This is a genomic window from Luteibacter aegosomaticola (assembly GCF_023078475.1).
GTDB lineage: Bacteria > Pseudomonadota > Gammaproteobacteria > Xanthomonadales > Rhodanobacteraceae > Luteibacter > Luteibacter aegosomaticola.
The window spans coordinates 275166-291044 of the sequence record NZ_CP095741.1; the positions used below are offsets into that span (position 1 = coordinate 275166).

General features: G+C 66.3%; 15 protein-coding genes. 4 read left to right on the forward strand and 11 right to left on the reverse strand.

Features of this window, described 5'->3' with window-relative positions; translation table 11 throughout:
- Positions 1 to 208: 208 nt before the first annotated feature.
- The 4 genes from L2Y96_RS01235 to dtd form a co-directional block, all read right to left on the reverse strand.
- Positions 209 to 619, reverse strand: coding sequence for a VOC family protein (locus L2Y96_RS01235; protein WP_247331262.1), 411 nt, complete (start codon positions 617 to 619; stop codon positions 209 to 211).
- A 31-nt stretch (positions 620 to 650) separates the two neighbouring features.
- Positions 651 to 1100 (reverse strand): helix-turn-helix transcriptional regulator, encoded by a 450-nt coding sequence (locus L2Y96_RS01240; protein ID WP_247331264.1) that lies wholly within the window; start codon positions 1098 to 1100, stop codon positions 651 to 653.
- Positions 1101 to 1194: 94 nt separating this feature from the next.
- Positions 1195 to 3066 carry an RNA polymerase sigma factor RpoD gene (gene rpoD / locus L2Y96_RS01245; protein WP_247331266.1) on the reverse strand — a complete coding sequence of 624 codons (1872 nt, stop codon included), beginning with the start codon at positions 3064 to 3066 and terminating at the stop codon, positions 1195 to 1197.
- Between the two features lie 113 nt (positions 3067 to 3179).
- Positions 3180 to 3656 carry a D-aminoacyl-tRNA deacylase gene (gene dtd / locus L2Y96_RS01250; protein ID WP_247331267.1) on the reverse strand — a complete coding sequence of 159 codons (477 nt, stop codon included), beginning with the start codon at positions 3654 to 3656 and terminating at the stop codon, positions 3180 to 3182.
- Positions 3657 to 3736: 80 nt separating this feature from the next.
- Between dtd and L2Y96_RS01255 the strand changes: the two genes are divergently transcribed.
- Positions 3737 to 4642, forward strand: a complete 906-nt coding sequence (locus tag L2Y96_RS01255; RefSeq protein ID WP_247331269.1) for an LpxL/LpxP family acyltransferase — start codon at positions 3737 to 3739, stop codon at positions 4640 to 4642.
- Here the strand turns inward: L2Y96_RS01255 and L2Y96_RS01260 are convergent.
- From L2Y96_RS01260 to L2Y96_RS01275, 4 genes are all read right to left on the reverse strand, one after another.
- Positions 4617 to 4940 (reverse strand): tetratricopeptide repeat protein, encoded by a 324-nt coding sequence (locus tag L2Y96_RS01260; RefSeq protein WP_247331271.1) that lies wholly within the window; start codon positions 4938 to 4940, stop codon positions 4617 to 4619. The two genes, L2Y96_RS01255 and L2Y96_RS01260, sit on opposite strands and share 26 nt — an antisense overlap.
- Positions 4937 to 6880, reverse strand: a complete 1944-nt coding sequence (locus L2Y96_RS01265) for an ArnT family glycosyltransferase (RefSeq protein WP_247331273.1) — start codon at positions 6878 to 6880, stop codon at positions 4937 to 4939. The genes L2Y96_RS01260 and L2Y96_RS01265 overlap by 4 nt, the downstream gene beginning before the upstream one ends.
- A gap of 114 nt (positions 6881 to 6994) precedes the next feature.
- A complete protein-coding gene (locus L2Y96_RS01270; RefSeq protein WP_247331275.1) occupies positions 6995 to 7996 on the reverse strand; it encodes a glycosyltransferase in 1002 nt (333 codons plus the stop codon).
- 3 nt (positions 7997 to 7999) lie between these two features.
- The gene (locus L2Y96_RS01275; protein WP_247331277.1) at positions 8000 to 9256 is read right to left on the reverse strand and encodes an O-antigen ligase family protein; all 1257 of its coding nucleotides are present in this window, start codon (positions 9254 to 9256) and stop codon (positions 8000 to 8002) included.
- A 129-nt stretch (positions 9257 to 9385) separates the two neighbouring features.
- Between L2Y96_RS01275 and L2Y96_RS01280 the strand changes: the two genes are divergently transcribed.
- Positions 9386 to 10513: a glycosyltransferase gene (locus tag L2Y96_RS01280; RefSeq protein WP_247331278.1), complete on the forward strand. Its 1128-nt coding sequence runs from the start codon at positions 9386 to 9388 to the stop codon at positions 10511 to 10513.
- On the opposite strand, the gene rsmB is transcribed toward L2Y96_RS01280, so the two are convergent.
- The 3 genes from rsmB to def are packed head-to-tail and all read right to left on the reverse strand — an operon-like array spanning position 10483 to position 13241.
- A complete protein-coding gene (gene rsmB / locus L2Y96_RS01285) occupies positions 10483 to 11793 on the reverse strand; it encodes a 16S rRNA (cytosine(967)-C(5))-methyltransferase RsmB (RefSeq protein WP_247331280.1) in 1311 nt (436 codons plus the stop codon). The genes L2Y96_RS01280 and rsmB overlap by 31 nt on opposite strands.
- Complete coding sequence (gene fmt, locus L2Y96_RS01290) at positions 11790 to 12719, reverse strand: methionyl-tRNA formyltransferase (RefSeq protein WP_247337232.1); 930 nt, start codon at positions 12717 to 12719, stop codon at positions 11790 to 11792. Before fmt ends, rsmB begins: the two co-directional genes overlap by 4 nt.
- An 18-nt stretch (positions 12720 to 12737) precedes the next feature.
- Positions 12738 to 13241 carry a peptide deformylase gene (gene def, locus L2Y96_RS01295; protein WP_247331281.1) on the reverse strand — a complete coding sequence of 168 codons (504 nt, stop codon included), beginning with the start codon at positions 13239 to 13241 and terminating at the stop codon, positions 12738 to 12740.
- A 207-nt stretch (positions 13242 to 13448) separates the two neighbouring features.
- Here def and L2Y96_RS01300 point away from each other — a divergent pair, with 207 nt between their 5' ends.
- Both L2Y96_RS01300 and dprA read left to right on the forward strand, forming a co-directional pair.
- Positions 13449 to 14603: a LysM peptidoglycan-binding domain-containing protein gene (locus L2Y96_RS01300; protein ID WP_247331283.1), complete on the forward strand. Its 1155-nt coding sequence runs from the start codon at positions 13449 to 13451 to the stop codon at positions 14601 to 14603.
- Between the two features lie 111 nt (positions 14604 to 14714).
- Positions 14715 to 15851 (forward strand): DNA-processing protein DprA, encoded by a 1137-nt coding sequence (dprA, locus tag L2Y96_RS01305; protein WP_247331284.1) that lies wholly within the window; start codon positions 14715 to 14717, stop codon positions 15849 to 15851.
- The last annotated feature ends 28 nt before the right edge of the window (positions 15852 to 15879 follow it).

A 15879-nucleotide genomic window follows, 5' to 3' on the forward strand; every position in this document is an offset into this window, starting at 1 on the left:
TGCGTATTTGCACTTTCGTTGCCTTAGAAAAGGCAACGCCACCAACAGAGTGGTGGCGTGCGGCCCGTCGATCGAAACCAACGGGTGGGTTGACGCAATGATGGCGTTCCAACGAGTTGCCGTCAATCAGCGATCCCCTACAAGAAAAATCGCCTGTGGTGTAGGAGCGCGCTTGCGCGCGATCGCGCGCAAGCGCGCTCCTACAAGGTCAAGCCGCCTGCTGGATACGGATCATGTTGCCGGCTGGGTCGCGCACCGCGCAGTCGCGCACACCGTATGGCTGGTCCGTCGGCTCCTGCACGATGTCTGCATTTCGCGCCTGCAACTGCTCGAACGTCGCATCGAGGTTCTTGCTGGCCAGCAGGATGATCCCGAAGGTGCCCTTGGCCATCATCTCGGCGATGGTGCGGCGCTCATCGTCGGTTACGCCCGGGCTCGCTTCCGGTGGGTAGAGCACGATCGACGTCTGCGGCTGGCCTACCGGCCCGACTGTAATCCAGCGCTTCCCGCCGTAGCCGACGTCATTGCGAACTTCGAACCCCAAGGTGTCGCGATAGAAGGCGAGGGCGGCATCAGGGTCGTTCTGGGCGAGGAAGCTGGCGTTGATCGTGATGTCCATGACGGTCTCCGTGTGGTTAGAAGCAGTGGACTCAGTCTAGGTCGTCCTTCGGCGCCGCCGCTTCTTGATTCCTGACGGGACGCGTCACGACCCGCGCCACGCACGACGGCATCCCCTCAGTCGCAGCCGCCTGCTCGCGTCGATAGGCTGCCGGCGACATGCCCACGAGTTCGGAGAAGCGCGTACTGAAGGTGCCGAGGGATGAGCAGCCGACCGAGAAGCATGCGTCGGTGACGCTGATGTCGCCGCGCCGGAGCAGCGCCATGGCCCGCTCCACCCGGCGCGTCATCAGGTAGCTGTAGACGGATTCCCCATAAGCGGATTTGAACTGCCGGCTGAGGTGGCCCGCCGACATGTGCACGCCGACGGCCAGGGATTCGACATCCAGTGGTTGCGCATACTCCCGATCGATACGGTCGCGGACGCGCCGCAAGCGGGCGAGGTCGCGAAGCTGCTTCGACGGATCGGCAGGATTGGGCATGCGCTGATCGTGGCAGGCGCGCATGGCCCGCTCAAGTGCCAAAAAAACGCCCGCTTTCGCGGGCGTTTTTCAAATCACACGGTGTCCGCGGATATCAATCGATATCCAGGAACGACCGCAGCGTCTCCGAGCGGCTCGGGTGGCGCAGCTTGCGCAGGGCCTTGGCTTCGATCTGGCGGATGCGCTCGCGGGTGACGTCGAACTGCTTGCCGACCTCTTCCAGCGTGTGATCCGTATTCATATCGATGCCGAAGCGCATGCGCAGCACCTTCGCTTCACGCGGGGTGAGGCCAGCAAGCACGTCGCGCACGGTTTCCATGAGGCCCGTTTCCGTCGCCGATTCGATCGGCGAGCTGGCGTTGGTGTCCTCGATGAAATCGCCAAGGTGCGAATCTTCATCATCACCGATCGGCGTTTCCATGGAGATCGGCTCCTTCGCGATCTTCAGGACCTTGCGGATCTTGTCTTCCGGCATCTCCATTTCCTTCGCCAGTTCTTCCGGCGTCGGCTCACGGCCGAACTGCTGGAGCATCTGGCGGGAGATGCGGTTGAGCTTGTTGATCGTTTCGATCATGTGCACCGGGATACGGATGGTGCGCGCCTGGTCGGCGATCGAACGGGTGATGGCCTGGCGGATCCACCACGTGGCGTACGTGGAGAACTTGTAGCCGCGGCGGTATTCGAACTTGTCCACGGCCTTCATCAGGCCGATGTTGCCTTCCTGGATGAGGTCGAGGAACTGCAGGCCGCGGTTGGTGTACTTCTTGGCGATGGAGATCACGAGGCGCAGGTTGGCCTCGACCATTTCCTTCTTGGCGCGGCGAGCCTTCGCCTCACCCACGGACATGGCGCGGTTGATTTCCTTGATGTCGGTGAGCGGCAGGTACAGCGTGCGCTCGATCTGCGCCAGCTTCTCCTGCTCGCCATCGATGGCTTCGCGGAAGTTCTTGATGTTCGGCGACCACTTCTGGCGCTTGCGCGACAGCTCGGCGGCCCACTCGAGGTTGCCTTCGTTCGACGGGAAGCTCTTCAGGAACTCGGCGCGCGGCATCTTCACCTGCTTGACGAAGATGTCCATCAGGATGCGCTCGTGGTAACGGATATCGTTCACCACTTCACGCAGCTTGCGCACGAAGCTGTCGATGAGCGCCGACGGCAGCTTGAGGTTGAGGAACGCCTCAGACATCTGCTCGCGGATCTTCGCGACCTTCTTGTCGGCGATCTCGGCCTTGGGTGCCGACTTCTGGAACTTGCCGTGCAGCGAACGCAGTTCTTCCATGCGGCGCTTCACTTCTTCCGGATCCGGACCGCTCGGGCCGGCTTCTTCGTCGTCGCCACCGCCGTCGGTGGAATCGTCGTCGTCGTCGTTTTCGCCGTCCGCATCGGAGGCGTCGGAATCGGACTCGGCGGCGGCAGCCTGGGCTTCATCCGCCGCGGCTTCCAGGTCGGCGAAGCCGGCCAGGATTTCGCTGAGGCGGCGCTTGCCTTCCAGGTGCTGGTCGTATTCTTCGAGCAGGAGCTGGATGGTGAGCGGGAACGAGGCGAGCGCGGTCTGGACCTGGTTCAGGCCCTCTTCGATGCGCTTGGCGATGGCGATTTCGCCTTCGCGGGTCAGCAGCTCCACGGTGCCCATCTCGCGCATGTACATGCGGACCGGGTCGGTGGTGCGGCCTACTTCGGAATCGACGGCGGACAGCAGGGCCACGGCTTCTTCGGCGGCGGATTCGTCATCCGTGCCGGAGCCGGGGGCGCCGCCATCGCTGATCGTGTCGGTGTCGGGTGCGGAATCGTGGACTTCGATGCCGACGCCCTTGAGCACCGCCATGATGTCTTCGATCTGCTCCGGATCGACGATGTCGTCGGGGAGGTGGTCGTTGATTTCGGCGTACGTCAGGTAGCCCTGCTCCAAGCCCTTGGAGATGAGCTGCTTGATTTCAGACTGTTGCTCGTGAGCTTTGTTAGTCATGCCGACCGCCGCGGGTTACAGGAACCGATCAGTATAGTCATTTGATGATTTTTTGACCAGTTTTCAAGTGGATTGGCCCCATCCGGGGGACGCAAGAATCGCGCCAGAATGCCTTACAGGCCGGGCGGTTGCGTCGGGGTGGGGGTGGGAGTGACCTCAAGCCGGAAGGTGACCGGGCCGTCATTGATCAGGTGAACCTTCATATGGGCACCGAAGCGCCCGGTTTCCACCCCCGGGGGGTGGGCATCGCGTGCCAGGGCCACCAGCCGGTCGAACCAGCGGCGGGCTTCCTCGGGCTGGGCAGCCGTGGTGAAGCTGGGGCGCATGCCCTTTCGGGTATCCGCCGCCAGGGTGAACTGGCTGACCAGCAGTAGGCCACCACCCGTCTCACCAAGACCGAGATTCATCTTGCCCTCGGCGTCGGAAAAGATCCGGTAGCCGAGCAGGCGCTCCAGCATGCGTTGGCACTGGGGCTCGCCATCGCCAGGTTCCACGGCGACGAGCGCGAGCAGGCCGGCGCCGATGGCGCCCACCGTCTCCCCATCGACATCGACGCGCGCGGATTCGACACGCTGGATCAGTGCAATCATGAGGGCTGTAGCGGCTAGGGACCGCGGTAGCTTAAGGGAAGAGAGCCCACTTCCCATCTTCCATCTCCTAAAATTCGAGCATGCGCCCAGACATCTACGTCCTTTACCTCCTGCTACGCCTTGTCAGCCTGCTGCCCCTTCGAACGGTCCACGCCATAGGTGCCTGGATTGGCCGGCGCTCGTTGCGTTCGAAATCCCGTAGTGCCCGCTATACGGCGACCAACCTGCGCCTGACCCGGCCGGAGCTGGCGGCTGACGCGCGGGAGGCGCTGTTGCGCCAGACCATGGAAGAAGAGGGCAAGGGCGCCACCGAGATCGCCGCGATCTGGGGCGGCGGGTCGGACAAGGCCCTGGGCCTGGTCCGCGAGGTCGTGGGTGGCGAGCTGTTCGAGGCGGCGTTGGCCTCGGGCAAGGGCGTGATCATCGCTGCGCCCCACCTGGGCTGCTGGGAACTGCTCAACTACTGGCTGTGCAGCAAGACGCCCATGGCCATCCTGTACCGGCCACCGCGTATCCAGGCGATCGAGGCCCTGCTGCGCAAGGTGCGTGGCAAGCTGGCCCCGGAGCAGGTGCGCGCGGAAGGCGCCGGTGTCCGCACCCTCTTCAAGCGCCTCGGCGCCGGTGGCACCGTAGGCATCCTGCCCGACCAGAAGCCGCGCGAAGGCGAGGGGGAGTTCGCGCCGTTCTTCGGCGTTGATGCACTCACGATGGTGCTCCTGCCGCGGCTTGCCTCGCGAACGGGCGCCACCGTGCTCTTCAGCTTTGCCGAGCGCCTGCCCGAGGGCCAGGGCTTTCGCATCCACGTGCTGCCCGCGCCCGAGGGCGTGGCCGATGCCGATATGAAGGTGGCCTGCGCGGCGCTGAATCGCGGCGTGCAGCAGTGCGTCGAACTCGCCTTCCCGCAGTACCAGTGGCACTACAAGCGCTTCACGGCCCACGACCGGCCGGATCCCTACAAGGTCAGCCCTTCCGCGACAGCCGGTTAAGGAACACGGTCATTTCCTTGCTGGCCTGGATGTCGCCGCGCGTGGTGGCGGCTTCGATGCCTTCGCGCCACGCCGCCGCTGCTCCGGCTTCATCGTCCACGGCAAGCAGGGCCTTGCCCAGTAGCTTCCACGCCGCGGAATAGGTGGGATCGAACACCAGCGCTTCGCGGAATGCGTGTGCCGCGGCCTCGTACTGGCCATCGCCGAGTAGCGCATTGCCTATGGAGAAGCGCAGCAGCGCGCCATCGCGCACGCCGCCGATCTGGGCGCGAAGCCGTTCGATGAGCGGGTCGGTCATCGAACGGCGGCGCGGGTGCGCCAGTAGTCGAGCGGGTAAAGCTGGGTCGGCACGCTCGGCTCGGCCGGCACGCGGCCGTCCTGCAGGGCATCCAGGGTGGCCGCATCCCAGATCATGAGCCAGCCCGTGCGCGACGGCTGCACCAGGCGTGCAAACCGATACGCTTCCGCCGGCGGGTGCTTGGCGTACGAGATGATCAGGCCATCCGGATGGTGCCGGGCGAAATCGTCGAGGCTGTCGCCATCGTGCACGACATCGTCGTCGTCATCGTCGTCCGCAGAGGCCGCCATGCCGGGCTGTACCTTGATCTTCGCGATGGGGTGCATGAGCCGCCCGGCGAAGTGGTACTGACCGTTGTAGGACACACCGAGATTGGCGATAGGCCTGCCAGCGCTATCGGCCTGCGCGAGGTAGAGCGAGGCGGGCGTCAGGTCATAGCGATACCAGAGGCCCAGGGTGAACAGCGCGTTGAGCGCCACGGTACCGATGAGCCCGGCGAATGCGAGCCGGCGCATCTCGCCGCGCCCGCGCAGCAGGAGCAGCGCGCCGAGCACAATGAACACCACGCCGAAGAATCGGGCGTACGGCGCCATGCCGGTGAGCCAGATGTTGTCGGGGAAGCGCGTCGGCACGACCGCCGGCATGGCGAACAACGCGATCGCCAGCAGGAATGCGCCGAGCGACAGCGGCCAGGTGCCCAGGGCCCAGTGGTTCGCCAGTTTGGGATGGCGCTCACGCAGATCGGCGACGCAGGCGGCTACCAGCATGGTCACGCCGCCGAGTTCGGGCAGTACGTAATACAGCTGCTTGCCCGAGATCAGCGAGAACACCAGGAACGTCGGCAGCAGCCAGCACACCAGGAAGCGGAGGCCCGGTTCCAGCGGCTGGCGCATGAGGGCGACGAACAGCGGTACGACGAAGAGCAGCACCAGGATCTTGTCGATCACTGGCGGGAAGTGCGCCACCGCCGATACCAGCAGCAGCACGAAGGCGGCTGCGGCACACACGATGGCCGCCGATGCGCCCGGCCGCCACGGTTTGCGGAACAGTGTGGCCGGGAGCGCGACGAAGCCGCGCAGCCAGCCGCTCAGCGGGAAGACGATGACCGGCAGGAACAGCAGGTAATACCACGCCGGGTGGGCATGATTCTGCAGATCGTGGGCGTGGCTATCGACGACGCGTCCGGCGGTCTGGGTGAAGAACAGGCGCTGCTTATACGCCTCGCCACCGGCTTCCGCAGCCGGTATCGCCCAGGCAATGAGGATGGCAAAGCCTATCAGCAGGCCAAGGAAGCCCATGCCGTACCAGCGCCCCTTGTTATCGCGCGCCCAGGTGTTCCACAGCGGGCCGAGCAGGAAGGGGAAGAGGACATGCAGGGCCATCACCGGGCCCTTGGTCAGCAGGCCGGCACCCACCACCAGCCCGAACAGCCACCAGCGCGGCGCAGCGCGTGTCGCCGTCGGGGTAAGGCAGAGCAGCGCGGCCAGCACCCATACGCAGAGCAGTACTTCGTACATGATCTGCAGGCCGAACAGGAAGGCGTACGCGAACGCCATGAGCAGCCACGGCGTTGCCTTCGCTACCCAGGGGCGTGCGGGAAACAGGCGGGCGGCCAGCAGCGATGCCAGCACGAGCTGCGTGCCGCCAAAGATCACTTCGAGGACACGGGGCCATACATCGCTGACGCCAAAAATGGCCCAGCCCGCATGGATCATCCAGAACAGCAGCGGCACCTTCTCGCTATAGGGTTCGCCGTTGATGTGCGGCACGAGCCACTGATGGTGTGCCCACATATCCCACGCGACGGCCAGCGTGCGCGTCGAGAACATCGGCATGGGGCCGTGCGAAAAAATGGCCAGCAAGGCCATGGCGGCCCATAGCGGCAGCCAGGGCCACAAGGCGCGAATATGTTCCGAGCGGGTATAGGCGCTGTTGGACAAGGGCGTCGTTACCGTTAAGGGATCATGAATTCTAAACGCACGGTCGCGAGAATAGCTGACTTTATTGGTACAGCCTGCCTTGTCGCCGGTACGTCTAGGGCGGGGGGACGGCTCTCAGCGCGCGGTCAGGGCGTCGATGGCCTTGCCCAGCTTTGCCGGGAACGCGGCCTCGTTCGCCACGAACCACTGCCGGGCGGCGTCGCCCAGCCCGAAGGCTTCATCGTCGGACATGCGGATGATGCGCTCGACGCAGGCTTCGAGTGCGGATTCATCGAACTTCCACAGGGTCGCGGCGTTCATCGTGCCGTTTTCGTGTGCGGCGACGCGTATGCCGTGCGCATCGGTCACCAGCTCGTTCATCGGCGCGCCATCGGTGCCCAGCACCACGGCACCGCAGCTCATCGCTTCGACGATGTAATGCCCCCAGCCCTCGGCCTCGGAAAGGCAAAGATGGAACAGGTGCGCGTTCTGCAGCCGGCGAATCTCCTCGATGTCGGCCAGGAAGGTCACCTGGTGGTCGAGGTTGGCTGCTGCGGGCGGCCGGTCAGGCGCAGCGACGGAGGGCGACTGGTAAAGGTGCAGCGTCGGCCACTCCGGGTGGCGGCGCCACACCTCGAGCAGGCGCTCGGTGCCCTTCATGCGGCTGCCGCCGGCAAGGTGCAGGAAGGCGCGGTCGCGGGGCACGCCCTCGCGGCGGCAATCCGTGCTGGTGAAGCCAATCTGCGTCGTCGCCAGGCCCAGCTCGCCAAACGTCTTCATCGCGCTATCGGTTTTGCACAACACCACGTCGAAGCGGTGCAGGTGGCGCCGGTCACGGCGGCTCATCCACTCGGGGTGAGGGATGAAGGCGTTGCGACGGGACATGCCCAGGTAACCGGGATGCACGTGCTCGATCGTCAGGCCCAGGTCGTAGCGGAACGGCCCTTTGCCAACCAGCCAGCGCAGGCGCATCGCGAGCTTCTGGCCCCACGCGCGCCAAGGCAGGCCGTGGGCTCGCTGGGGGGTGCGCGTTACCGTGACATCGTGGCCGAGGTCGCGGAGCGTCTGCTCAAACAGGCGGATATCGTGGGTGAGCCCGCGACCATTGTCCCAGGCGATGAGGTTGATCGATGCCATGGCTCAATGGCCCCTGTGCAATGGTGGCCGCAGCCCAAGCATGCGCCCGATGTAAACGGCGAGGCCAAGGGTAAGGAAGAAATACAGCGAATGCGGCATGGCACGGTAGAACACGTTGTCGGTGAGCGCGCAGAGCGCGTACATACCGGTGACCGCAAGGCCAGCGCAGGCGGGCATGGCCACGCCGTTGTCGCGGTGCATGGCATGCCGCCCGAAGAACCACAGCGACGCGCCGAACATCACCAGCAGTAGCGCCAGGCCAGGCACGCCGCCCGTGACAGCCCACTCCAGGTATTCGCTATGGGGGTGGTCATACCGTTCGATGGAATCCGCAGCCTTGCCTTCGGCGATGCGGCCGCGCGCATACGCGCCAAACTGATTCAGGCCCACACCGGTGAGCGGGTGTTCGGCGACGGCCGAGCCGGCATTGCGCCACATCTCGAGCCGTTCGCGGACGGCGCCCGTCGTGTCGCTCTCGCTGTAGGTGGAGACTTCCTCGGAGACCCGCGCGAACCGCTCGGCGACCTCGCCATGCAGGGTGGTCGTGGCGATGCCCACCACGGATATGCCCAGCACGAGCACGGCCAGCGCTTCCCGCCAACGCTTCGTGCGCCGCCCCTGGATGAAAACCAACACCACGAACACCGGGATGCACGCGAGCAGGGGGCCGCGGCTCTGCGTAAGCAACGCGCCATAGAAGCCCATGGCAGCAAACACGCCATGCAACACGCGTTCGCCCGGGCGCAATTCAAGACGGGCGGCCTGGATCACCCCGATAAGCGACAACACCAGGATGAACATGCCGAACTCGATGGCGCCCCACAGGCCGTTATTGATGCCGTAGGCGCGATCGATGCCTTCGATGTAGTGCTGTTCCATGCAGATCAGGCCCAGCGCAGCGGCGGAAGCACTGAGCCCCAGACGAAGGGCGATCGGCCGCAGCGGCGCGGAGAAGCAGGCGGCGATTGGCAGGAACGCAAGGATGTGTGACGGAACGTCGAACTCTTTCAGGGAAATGCCATGGGCCAGGCAATTACCGAGCCAGAACAGAAATGCGAGCGCCGCAGGCACCACGACGGGCGCCGCGCGACGATACGCGCGGCGGGTCTCCGCCTGGGTGGCGATCAGCCACAGGCCCACCAGAAGCAGGATCGCCACGGGGATGGCCTTGGCCTTGAACGGAAGCGCGAACGATAGCGGCGTGACCGCGATCAGGAGCGACAGGACCCAGGGGCGCCACGCGTTGGGTTGATTTTGCACTCGGCACCTTGGATGGATGGATAGCCCTGCGGGCCGGGCCCGCAAGCCATGGTACTTTACCGGATCGGGAATGCCGCTCCGTGAGTGCACGGTGGTCCGGCCGCAATTCAGTTACCGCAAAGGTCGGGCATGAAGGTCCTGTTTACGAACTTCCACGCTGGCGACGGCGGCGGCCACACCACCTATGTGGTCGCGCTGGCGCGAGGGCTGGCGGGGCGGCACACCGTAGCCGTGGCCGCTCCTCCGGGAAGCCGCCTCCATCGTGAGGCGCAGGCGCTGGATGGCGTGACCGTGGTCGATCAGCCGTTTCCGAATGGCCTTGGCAAGCTCGCCGCACGCCGACGTGCGCTGCGCCACCTGGCCGGCTGGCTGCGCGAGCACGAGGTCGACATCGTCCATGTGAATGGTTCGGCCGACCACCGGCTCGTCATGGCGGCCGTCCGCGGCCTCCGCCGTCGCCCCGCCATCGTCCTCACCAAGCACAACTCCAAGCCCATGACCGGTCTCGGCCATGCCTGGCGCGCCCGGTTCGGCACGGACATGGTCATTGCCGTGTGTGAGTATGTGCGGCGCCAGCTCGAGGGCTCGCCGTATGCGCGTTGCCATCTCGCCACCGTGTTCAATGGCGTTGATATTCATCGGTTTGCGCCCGTATCACCCGCACCGCCGGAGCGCGCGACCTGGCTGGCGCCCGCCGGTGAAGGTGCCGCCCTGTTGATCGGAAGCAACGCCGGCACGGCACGCTACAAGGGCTGGATGGATCTCATCGACGCGCTGGCGCTGCTGGATCCCGGCGAGCGCGAGCGCTTCCGCGTCGTACTGGCGGGCGGGTTGCCGGGCGCGGAAGATCTGGCCCATATCGAGTCGCTGGGTATTGCCCACCTCGTCCACTTCACGGGGCGGCTGGACGACGTGCGGCCCATGGTCGCCTGCCTTGATGCGGGTTTCGTCCTGTCGTGGGACGTGGAGACGATCTCGTTCGCCTGCAGGGAAATGATGGCGATGGGTAAGCCGGTTCTCGTCAGTGACTACGCGGGGCTACCCGAGAACATCCGCCAGGATGTCGATGGCTGGGTGGTGCCCGCGCGCAACCGTGAGGCTATCGCGGCGGCGCTGCGTGGCCTGTGGGCGAAGCGTGCCACGCTCCCGGCGATGGGTCATGCCGCCCGTCAGCACGCGGAAGCTGCGTTTGGCCTGGAACACTTCGTGGATGCCACGGAGCAGGCTTACGCCGGCCTTCTCTCGAGCAGGGCGTAATACATCCCGTCGAGGTCGCCGTCGCCCGGCAATACCTGCCAGCCGATCGCGGCCGCCTGGCCCACCGGCAAGGTGAACGGCACGATCGTCAGGTCATCGCGACCGGCGGCGAACGCGCCGACCACGCCTTCGTTTTCCTGGCGAAGCAGCGAGCAGGTGACGTAGAGCAGGCGCCCGCCCGGGGCCAGCGTCTCCCAGCAGGCCGCGAGGATGCGGGACTGCTGAGCCACCAGCGCATCGATATCAGCCGCACGCCGGTGCAGGCGCACGTCGGGACGGCGGCGAATGACGCCGGTCGCCGAGCAGGGCGCATCGATCATGATCCGGTCGAACGGCTGGCCATCCCACCACGCCGCGCTGTCGCCCGCATCGGCCACGGTGATCTCGGCCTTCAGGTGTAACCGTTCCAGGTTCTGGCGGATACGTGTCGCGCGGGCCGCTTCGAATTCCACGGCCAGCAACGACACATCGGCGCGCTCCAGCACGTGACAGGCCTTGCCGCCGGGAGCAGCGCACGCATCGAGGATGCGCTGATCGCGCCGGGCATCCAGGAGATCGGCGGGCACCTGAGCCGCGCCATCCTGGACGGCAAAGTGGCCTTCGGCGAAGCCGGGCAGACGGGTGACGTCGGTGCTGTGAGGCAGGACCAGGCCGTCGGCGAGCCAGGGATGGAGCGTGACCTCCTGGCCTGCCGAGGCAAGCGCCGCGGCGACCGCTTCGCGCGTGGCGCGGCGGCGGTTCACCCGCAGCATAAGCGGGGGCTCCTGGTTGGCGGCCGCCATGATCGCCTCGGCCTGACCGGGCCAGTCGCGTGCGATCGCCTTGGCGAGCCACGCCGGATGGGCGTGGCGGGTCGCCGGTGCGGCATCGAGCGCAGCGTTGAGGGACTCGCGCTCACGCTGCCAGCGGCGCAACACGGCGTTCACCAGCCCGGCAAGGCGCGGCCGGCGGAGTTCGCGCGCGGCTTCGACCGTGGCGGCGACGGCGGCATAGCCGGGCATTTCCAGGGTTTCCAGCTGCACCAGGCCGGTGACGAGCAGAGCGTGGATCACCGGTTCGTTACGCCGGATCGGTTTGTCGAGCAGGCGATCGAGCGCGGCGTCGAACCGAGGCCACCATCGGGCGCCTTCGTTAAGCAGGGCGGTAAGCAGGGCGCGGTCGCGCGGATCCGCCAGCTTGGGCATCGCGCGGTCGGCTGCTTCGCGTAGCGAGTGGCCCGACAGGGCGATGCTTGCGAGCGCTTCAGCGGCGAGCGCCCGAACCGATGGCGGCTTGCTCACGAAAGCGCCTGCTTCAGCTCCGGGCGGGCATTGAGGTAATCCGCAGCGCCGATGCGCCGACCGCCAGCGCGCTGGATGGCAGTGAGGCGCAGCGCACCTTCCGCGCAAGCGATATCGATGCCCGCGCGTGTTGCCGCCAGCACGGTGCCCGGCTCGGCGCCAGGCTTGCCTTCGATGGCATGTGCGGCCCAGATGCGAAGGCGCTCACCGGCGACATCGCCCTCGGCGACCGGCCAGGGGTCGAAAGCACGGACCTTGCGTGCCAGGGCATCGGCGGGCTGGCTGAAATCCAGGCGTGCCTCGGCTTTGTCGAGCTTGTGGGCGTATGCGACGCCCTCGTCGGCCTGTGGCTGCGCGACCAGCGTTTCGCCAGCCATGGTGCGGCGGAGGCCTTCGGCCAGCGCATCGGCACCCAGGGCGGAAAGACGATCGTGCAGGCTGCCGCCCGTGTCTTCGCCGGTGATCGGGGTGCGACGCTCGATAAGCACCGGGCCAGTGTCGAGGCCCGCTTCCATCTGCATCAGATCGACGCCGCTCTCCGCATCGCCCGCGAGGATTGCCCGCTGGATCGGCGCGGCACCGCGCCAGCGCGGCAACAGCGAAGCGTGGACGTTCCAGCAGCCGAGGCCCGGAATGGCCAGCACTTTGCGGGGCAGGATCAAGCCGTAGGCCACGACCACCATCAGGTCGGGCGCGTAGGCGGCGAGCCGCGCTCGGTCGGCTTCCGCCTTGAAGGATTCCGGTTGTTCCACCGGGATGCCCGCCGCCAGGGCGGCTTCCTTCACCGGACTAGCCGCCAGCTTCCGCCCGCGGCCGGCGGGCCGGTCGGGCTGGGTGTAGACGGCGACGACCTCCGCGCCGGAGGCACGGCAGGCTTCAAGGCAGGGGACGGAAAACTCCGGGGTGCCCGCGAACACCACGCGCAAGGGACGGGCTGCCATGGATCAGGCGCTGGCCTTCCGCTGCTTTTCCATCCGCTTCAGCAGCATGCTGCGCTTGAGCGGCGAGAGGTAATCCACGAAGACCTTGCCGGCAAGGTGATCCATCTCGTGCTGGATGCAGACGGCCAGCGGACCTTCGGCTTCCACGATGATTTCGTTGCCATCCACATCGTTGGCCTTCACCTTCACCTTGAGGGCGCGGGTGACGTCGGCATAAATGCCCGGGAACGACAGGCAGCCTTCCTGGTAGACCTGCTGCCCGTCCTTTTCGAGGATCTCGGCGTTGATCAGGACCATCGGGTGGTCGCCGCCCTCGCTCATGTCGGCGACGAGCACGCGCTTGTGCACGTTTACCTGCGTCGCGGCGAGGCCGACGCCGTTGGCGGCGTACATGGTCTCGTACATGTCGGCGACGAACTGCTTGAGCTCGGCGTCGAACGTGGTCACGGGCGCGGCGACGGTGCGCAGGCGCGGATCGGGGAATTCGAGGATGGTAAGGGTGGACACGGTGTCACCTTGAACGGTTGCGGGCCGGGAAGGCGCGCCATGCCCGGAAAATTGCGGGCAAGTCGGCGAAAACCAAGCGCTTCGACCCTGTAGGATGCCCACACATTCTACGCTGACGCCGAGGGCCCGGCGAGCGTGGTCAGATATTGTGCCCGTTAACGATTCGGTTACACTCGCGACAGAACCGGGGAAGGGGGAAAACCCGCCATGATCAAGAAGTTCGCCATGCTGCTCGGCGGCATGTTTTTCACTGTGGCTGTCTATGCGGCAGCGGCCCAGTTGCGCCCGAATGCGCCGGATACCTACACGGTCCGCAAGGGCGACACGCTTTGGGACATTTCTGCGAAATTCCTTAGCAAACCGTGGCTTTGGCCGGAAATCTGGCAGGCCAACCCGCAGGTTCGCAACCCGCACCTGATCTATCCGGGCGATGTGCTGAACCTCAGCATGTTCGGCGGCGCCCCGCGCGTGGGCCTGCAGCCGCGCATCCGCACCGAAGAAGACGCCATCCCGGCCATCCCGCTGTCCGAACTGCGCACGTTCCTGAAGGAAATGCGCGTGATGGACGCCGATAGCGTCGAGAGCGCCCCTTACGTGGTCGGTTTCGAAGAAGCCGCCCTGCGTGGTGTACCGGGCAACAAGGTGTATGCCCGTGATCTCAATAGCGCGACCCCCGGCCAGCGCTGGGCGATCGTGCGCCCGACCCATCGGTTCCGCGACCATGGCGAGGACACGGGGAACCTGGATGCCCTGAACGAGCCGAGCCATGGCTCCTTCGTGGCCGACGACCTCGATAGCGACGTCTCGATGGCCCCGAGCCCGTGGCGCGAAGACACCCTGCACGATACCCACAACGGTACCGGCAAGGATGCGGGCGTCGAGGTGTCGGTCATCGGAACGGCGGAGGTGCTCGCCACCAACGGTGACATCACCAGCCTCGTGGTCGTGGATTCCACGCTGGAAATCCGCAAGGGCGATCGTTTCATGCCCGTCGACGACAAGCCGTACGACCCGTATTTCTACCCGCATGCCCCGAAGGCCATGCCGACGGATCCGCGCATCATCGGCCTGACGGAAGCCCGCTACGGCGTCGGCCGCCACCAGGTGGTCTCGATTTCCGCCGGTTCGGCAGAGGGCATCGATAACGGCACCACGTTCACCGTGATGAGCCAGGGCGAAACGATCACCGACGAGGTCAGCGGCAACTACAACCGTCGCGGCACCTCGCGTTCGGCGACCTTGCCGGACGAGTTCGGTGGCCACCTCATGGTCTTCAAGACGTTCGACCACGTTAGCTACGCCCTCGTGATGGACGCGCTGCGCCCCGTCCGCCGCGGCGACAAGCTCGTGCTGCCGGAATAAGGCGCACGACCACGTGGGTTGAAAGGGAGGCTTCGGCCTCCCTTTTTTATGGGCCTTCGCTGACAACGCATGGCGGGCACACGCCTGCCGGACGCCGCCTAGACTGTGCGCATGACCGACTCTGAACTCCGCGACTGGCTCCTCCTGATCCGTACCCCTGGCTTTGGCGGCCGGCGCCTCCGCGAGGGCCTGGCCCTGCGCGGCGGGGCTTCGGGCTTCGTCGACTGGCTGCAGCGCCACGCCGAGGGCTTACCCGCCGATACGCGCGCCTGGCTGGCCGCGCCGGACGAGGCTGCCCTGGCGCGCGATATGGCGTGGCTGCAGGGCAGCGACCAGCGCCTGCTCCGCTGCACCGACGAGGACTTCCCGCCGCAGCTGGAAGGGCTCTCCGACGCGCCAGCGGCGCTCTTCGTCAAGGGTGATGCCGCGCTGCTGCTACGCCCCCAGATCGGCATCGTGGGCGCCCGGCGCGCGCAGGCGCCGGGGCTGGCGACGGCCAGGCGCTTCGCCAGCGAGCTGGCCACGGGCGGCCTGCTGGTGACCAGCGGCCTCGCCGATGGAGTCGACGGGGTGGCCCACGCCGGCGCTCTCGATGCGGGGGAGCCCACCATCGCGGTGATCGGTACCGGTCCCGATGTCGTATACCCCAGCAAGCACCATGCGCTTGCCCGGCGAATCGCCGAACAGGGCGCCATCGTTAGCGAATTCGCGCCGGGAACGCCCTCTCGGGCGATGAACTTCCCGATGCGCAACCGGATCATCGCCGGTCTCAGCCTGGGCGTCCTGGTCGTCGAGGCGGGCCTGAAGTCGGGATCCCTGATCACGGCTCGCCAGGCGGGCGAGCTGGGGCGCGAGGTCTTTGCCATGCCGGGCTCGATTCATAACCCCCTGGCCGAAGGCTGCCACTCGCTCATCGCCGATGGGGCGCGGCTCGTCCAGCGCAGCGATGAGATTCTGGCGGCCCTCGGCCCGGCCGCCCTCGAGCTGGCCGCCGATCTCCGGGCCCGGCTGGCGCTTGAGCCCCAACCCGGGGCGCCAAAGCGGCAAAAAGGGCCCTTCGATTGGCGGGACGATGAGGAATATCGCCGCCTCCTCGACGCCATGGGTTACGATCCCGTCCTTTTGGACGCCCTTGTGGGCAGCACGGCCCTCTCCCCGGGTGCCTTGTCTTCGATGCTGTTGATGCTGGAGCTGGAGGGCGAGATTGCTAGCCTTCCGGGGAACCGGTACCAGCGGGTGGTGCGTTAATCGCCGCTTGACAGGCAACACGAGGGTG